This is a genomic window from Nodosilinea sp. LEGE 07298 (assembly GCF_015207265.1).
In the GTDB taxonomy this organism is placed as follows: Bacteria; Cyanobacteriota; Cyanobacteriia; order Phormidesmidales; family Phormidesmidaceae; genus Nodosilinea.
This window is the reverse complement of sequence record NZ_JADEXE010000382.1, coordinates 1-5340: the sequence shown is the minus strand read 5'-3', so window position 1 is coordinate 5340 and position 5340 is coordinate 1. Positions and strand designations below refer to the sequence as shown.

Annotated in this window: 5 protein-coding genes; 3 read left to right on the top strand and 2 right to left on the bottom strand. The window is 56.8% G+C overall.

All coding sequences use genetic code 11. The features are described 5' to 3' along the window. A partial coding sequence (fxsT, locus tag IQ273_RS29855; protein WP_194026733.1) for an FxSxx-COOH system tetratricopeptide repeat protein occupies positions 1-2668 on the top strand: 2668 nt, incomplete at its 5' end. A gap of 114 nt (positions 2669-2782) precedes the next feature. Beyond that, entirely contained in the window at positions 2783-3178 is a 396-nt protein-coding gene (locus IQ273_RS29850; RefSeq protein WP_194026732.1) for a hypothetical protein, read from the top strand. Between the two features lie 196 nt (positions 3179-3374). Here the strand turns inward: IQ273_RS29850 and IQ273_RS29845 are convergent, their stop codons facing one another. Beyond that, entirely contained in the window at positions 3375-3680 is a 306-nt protein-coding gene (locus IQ273_RS29845) for a hypothetical protein (protein ID WP_194026731.1), read from the bottom strand. A 419-nt stretch (positions 3681-4099) separates the two neighbouring features. Between IQ273_RS29845 and mazG the strand changes: the two genes are divergently transcribed. Beyond that, on the top strand, positions 4100-4960 hold the full coding sequence (gene mazG / locus IQ273_RS29840; protein ID WP_194026730.1) for a nucleoside triphosphate pyrophosphohydrolase: 861 nt from the start codon (positions 4100-4102) through the stop codon (positions 4958-4960). A gap of 74 nt (positions 4961-5034) precedes the next feature. On the opposite strand, the gene IQ273_RS29835 is transcribed toward mazG, so the two are convergent. After that, positions 5035-5253, bottom strand: a complete 219-nt coding sequence (locus IQ273_RS29835; RefSeq protein ID WP_194026729.1) for a hypothetical protein — start codon at positions 5251-5253, stop codon at positions 5035-5037. Positions 5254-5340: the final 87 nt, after the last annotated feature.

Sequence of the window (5340 nt, the reverse complement as noted above, 5' to 3'; positions counted from 1 at the left end):
GTTAGGATTAGCTCAGGATTTGCCCTACCCCACCATGCCCCACCCCAGGCTGACGCTGTTTCAAACGCTCAGCGCTTTACCGGCTCCCCAGTTTGAGCAGCTGCGGTTTACCCTCAACTCACCACCGGGAATTGTGCCCGAGGGTGTAGCGGCTCAGGGCAACCGGGTAGCAGCGCTGCTGAGTTGGGCGGAAGGGGCAACGGGTTGCGGGCTGGAGCATCTGTATGAGGTGCTGGAGCAGCTTTGTCCCGGATGTTTGGGGGATAAAGAAGGTAAGAACAATGGCGAAGAGCCGCCGTGGATGGTGCCCTATGGCCGCAATCCTTATTTCACCGGACGGGATGAGGTGCTGACGACGCTTTACCAACAGCTGAATGAGGGGCAAACAGCAGCGATTTCGCAGACTCAAGCGATCAGCGGGTTGGGCGGCATTGGTAAAACCCAAACGGCGGTGGAATATGCCTACCGCTATCGCGACGACTATCGCTACGTGTTTTGGGTGGGGGCCGATACGGAGCTGGAGTTGACCAGTGGCTATGTGGCGATCGCCCAAACCCTCAACCTGCCGCTAAAGGATGCCGAAAACCAGGATGAAACCGTGCAGTCGGTGCGGGTGTGGCTGGGGCGAGAAACCGGCTGGCTGCTGATTTTTGACAACGCTGACCATCCCGAGCTGGTGCAACCGTTTTTGCCCCGCGAGATTAAGGGTCACATTCTGGTCACCTCCCGCGCCCAAGACTTTCAAGACCTGGGCATTGTGCAACCAGTAACAATGGAGACACTGAACCCAGAAGAGGCTATAGCGTTTCTGCTAAACCGTACCGGATGCCCAAACCCCGTAGGGGCGCACCCACGTGTGCGCCCAGCGCAAGGAAGCGAACCCATCACAGATACCCCCAACGCGCCAAACCCAACCGTTGCAGATTCAGGGCAATCACGTGGGATTGCCCCTACGGAATACGCCGCCGCCACCGATCTCGCTGCCGAACTCGGCTACCTGCCCCTCGCCCTCGAACAGGCCGCCGCCTACATCGTCACCAACCGGGTGCCCTTTGCCAACTACCTAAACAGCTACCGCAAACAGCGGCTCAAGCGGCTAGAGAAAGCCAAACCCAAACTGGGCCACTACCCCGACTCGGTAGCCACCACCTGGGCCTTGAACCTAAAGGAGGTGCAAAAACAAGCCCCCGCCGCTGCGGCTCTGCTGAACTACTGCGCCTTTCTGCATGCCGATGCCATTCCCTTTAACCTGTTTACCCAGGGGGCGGCAGAGCTGGGCGAGCCCTTGGCCATGGCCCTAGCCGACGCAGCCGACGACCCGCTAGACCTCTACGACCTGCTGAACCCACTGGGTGGCTATTCGCTAGTGCGGGTGGAGCCAGAGAGCCAGAGCTTTAGCCTCCATCGCCTGATGCAGGAAGTGATACGGGCAGAGCTGGGGGATGAGGGTTGCCAGAACTGGGTAGAACCGCTGTTTAGGGCGATCGCGCAGCTAACCCCAGAGAAAGGCAAAGATTTTGACTACCAGGCCTGGCTCGCCCTGGCCCCCCTGGTGAACCACGTGCAGGAATTGGCTAGCCATTGCCAGCAGCACGCTATCGCCTTTACCGAAGCGGCGGATGTGTTTCATGTCATGGGCGGTTATTTGCTGGAGAGGGGGCAGTATGCTCTGGCTGAACCGCTCTTGCAGAAGGCGCTAGACTTACGTCGCAATCTTCTGGGAAATGAGCATGAGGATATTGCTGCCAGCTTAGGTAGTCTTGGGCAGTTAGAGAACGATCAGGGTCGGTACGAGGAAGCAGAACCTCTCTACCAAATGGCCTTGATAATGCGGAAACGGCTGTTGGGTGACGAGCATCTCGATGTGGCCAGTAGCCTCAATAGTCTGGCAAGCCTTTACCACAGTCAAGGCCGCTACAGCGAGGCCGAACCCCTCTACCAAGCAGCCTTGACGATGTGCAAACGGCTGTTGGGTAACGAGCATCCCTATGTAGCTATTAGCCTTAACGCTCTGGCGAGGTTCTACAGCGATCAAGGCCGTTACAGCGAGGCCAAACCCCTCTTTCAGAACTCCCTGGTTATGATCAAACGACTGTTGGGCGACGAGCATCCCACTGTGGCCACAATCCTCAATAATCTGGCGATGCTCTACTACAATCAAGGCCTTTACAGCGAGGCCGAACCTCTCTTACAAGATGCCCTGGGGATGCGGAAACGACTATTGGGCGACGAGCATCCCCTTATCGCCCTTGGCCTTAACAATTTAGCGTTGCTTCACGACAGTCAAGGTCGCTACAGCGAAGCCGACTCCCTCTACCAATCGGCCTTGGTGATGCACAAACGGCTGTTAGGTGACGGGCATCCCAATGTAGCACTTAACCTCAGCAATCTGGCCAACCTTTATCGAAATCAGGGGCGTTATGACGAGGCAGAGCCTTATTTCAGTAAGGCTCTACAACTGTTACGTCAACTGCTAGGCGAAGATCATCCTAATGTTGGTCGAGTCACCGAAAACCTGGGCATTCTTTGCGCCGCCCAGGGCCGCACCGAAGAAGCGCGATCGCTCTACCAGCAAGCCCTCGCCATCCTCGAACCCAAGCTAGGGGTCGATCACCCCTGGACGGGGCGATGCCGCGAAAATTTGGCCAAGTTGGGAGATGGGGAGTAGGAACCGGGTGCCTGCTGAGGCTTACTCATTCCCCTTAGACGACGCCAAGGCACCCGGTTCCTTCGGAGAGCGATAGGCTATCCTTAAAGCACAATCTCCTCAAGCGCTTGCTTTATGACGGTCGAAGTCACGCTACAGCTCTCAGAAGGTCTGGTCGAAGAAGCTCAACGCCTGTGTAGTGCGACCAGCAAAGACGCCACGACCGTACTGACCGAAGCCCTCGAACAGCTCTGGCCAACCTTAGAAAACTTCTCTGAAGAGGCTTTTTTTTCTGAAATTGCTCAGCTTGCCGATCCTGATGTTTTGCAGCTTGCCACTGGCAAAATGCAGGAAACTCAAAATGCTCGCTTGGGTGAGCTACAGGCGGCAGGTAAAGCCACTGGCCTAACCGAGCCTGAACGGTATGAACTTTTGGCCCTCTTGCAAATTTACCAGCTTGGTCAACTGCGAAAATCTGAGGCGATCGCCGAGGCCGTAAAGCGTGACTTACTGGAACCGTTGGCTGGATGAGCACCATTTCTGAGGCAGTGCGATCGCGCGTTCGACAGAGGGCAGGCGATCGTGGGTTAAGGCAGGCTGGCACCCTCCTGGTCAAGCATCTGAGTCGCCCTGATGAGCTTGGATTGTGGATCGGGTGTCTTTGACAACGCTGCAGCGGAAGAATCCCGAATGAGTCAGCTAACAGACACCCAATCCCTTAAGCAATCTAGCGTTGGTCCTCTACGACCGCTCTTTGAGCATCGCGCCTTAGCAAGCTAAACACCTCCCCCAGCTCTGGCGTAATCAAAATTCCCGATCGTGGTACTATTACCAACTGGCTCCAGGTGGCCTGCTCAGCATAGCGCAGCACATGCAGCAGATTAATGGTGGCTCGCACCCCCTCGGGCGAGCCAATCACCAGATGGCGCAATCGCTCCCGCCCCGGCTGGGGACTAGGGTTTGCAAGGCGCAGGGGATTCAGATCCCTGGGTTCTTCAAGAACCCAGGGATCTTGGCGGGTAAAACACAACATAGTTGAGGGATTCCTTTTAACGACGGGTAAGGAATCCCAAAAAGTTGGCCGCCCTAGACATATGCAGTTCAGGACGGCCTGGGCAATAATAGCCCTAGCCTCCGAGACAGCTCCTATCTGTCGAAGGGGTTAGCCGCTGGTTGGTGTTCCTAGCACCTTCCAGTGGCGTTTGACCAAATTTTTGGGAAGCAAAGCTGCACGCACACAGCTCTGAAGCAAAAATACCCCACCCGTCAGCCAGACGCAAGTAAAAAACGCTACATTTAGCCGCTAAGGTTGGGGCAAACAGCAGAGCTTTTTAAGCATCATCGAGCCCGTCATCGCTTAGTGCGACGAACCAATCCAGTGGTGACGGTTGATATACCCGCCGCCGCCATTTACTGCCATGCTAATGAAAACGTCGTCAACGCGGTTTCACTATGGTTTCTGCGCCCTCGTCTTCTAGCCTTCCCCAAGATACGTCACCTCCGTCTCGCGCCCATATTCTCGCCGCCCTGGAACGGCTGGTGGATGTGATCGCTCAGCTGCGCCACCCCGAAACCGGCTGCCCGTGGGATTTGGCTCAAACCCCCACCAGCCTGATTCCCTACGTAATCGAAGAGGCCTACGAGGTGGTCGATGCCATTCAGGTGGGGGAGAAGGGGGCGATCGCAGAAGAACTCGGTGACCTCCTGCTGCAAGTGGTGCTGCAAGCCCAGGTAGCTAGCGATAACGGCGACTTTGACCTGGGCACTGTGGCCACCAGCATTGCCGACAAGCTGGTGCGCCGCCACCCCCATATCTTTGGCGATGCCTCAGGCGAGACTCCCGAAGAAGTAAGCCAAAACTGGGAGCGCATTAAATCCGAAGAAAAAGGCATTCCCCACGATCCAACCAAACTTACCCCCAAGCTGGTCAAATACAGCCGCACCCTGCCGCCGCTGATGGCCGCCAGCAAAATCTCCGTCAAAGCCGCCAAAGCCGGGTTCGAGTGGGACAACATCAACGGTGTGTGGGACAAGTTTCACGAAGAGCTAGACGAGTTTCGCACCGCCTTGGCGAGTGAACCCAAGGAAAATCAGCAGGCGGAGCTGGGCGACCTGTTGTTTACCCTGGTCAACCTGGCCCGCTGGTACGATCTTGACCCCTCGGAGGCGTTGCAGAGCACCAATCGACGCTTTATTAAACGCTTTGAGCTGGTAGAAGCGGTGGCAGAGAAGCCCCTTGGGGAGTACGGCATTGAGGAGCTAGAGGCGCTGTGGCAAAAGGCGAAGGCGCAGCTGGCCAAACCTAAGGATTGAGGCCTCAAATTAATGGTGGGCGGTGCCCACCCTACAGTAGATCTGCCGCCAAAATCGCCAATCCAAAATTGGCATCACCGTGGCGTGTCGGGCTTGTAGTAGTCGTTGGGGTTGGCCGACTGGCTGCCGCCGTCTTTGTTGATGCAGCCAGCCTTGTCAACGTAGCGGCAGACGCGGGCGTAGAGCCGAGCGCGAGTGCCTGGTGGGCCAGCGGAAAACAGGACGCGATCGCCCCCCACAATACCCACCAAAATTTTCACACCGCACACGGGGCAGGTTTGGGGAGCAGCCATGGGTTTACCTCAGTTGACTTGTGAGGATTTTACCTTGTGGGGGTAGGTGGGTGGATGGGTGGATGGGTGCGTGAGTGGATGGGTGGG

Excerpts from the sequence above, each read along its gene's own strand:
- IQ273_RS29835 (WP_194026729.1), bottom strand. The coding sequence starts at position 5,253 with ATGGCTGCTCCCCAAACCTGCCCCGTGTGCGGTGTGAAAATTTTGGTG.
- IQ273_RS29845 (WP_194026731.1), bottom strand. The coding sequence starts at position 3,680 with ATGTTGTGTTTTACCCGCCAAGATCCCTGGGTTCTTGAAGAACCCAGG.
- IQ273_RS29850 (WP_194026732.1), top strand. The coding sequence starts at position 2,783 with ATGACGGTCGAAGTCACGCTACAGCTCTCAGAAGGTCTGGTCGAAGAA.
- mazG (WP_194026730.1), top strand. The coding sequence starts at position 4,100 with ATGGTTTCTGCGCCCTCGTCTTCTAGCCTTCCCCAAGATACGTCACCT.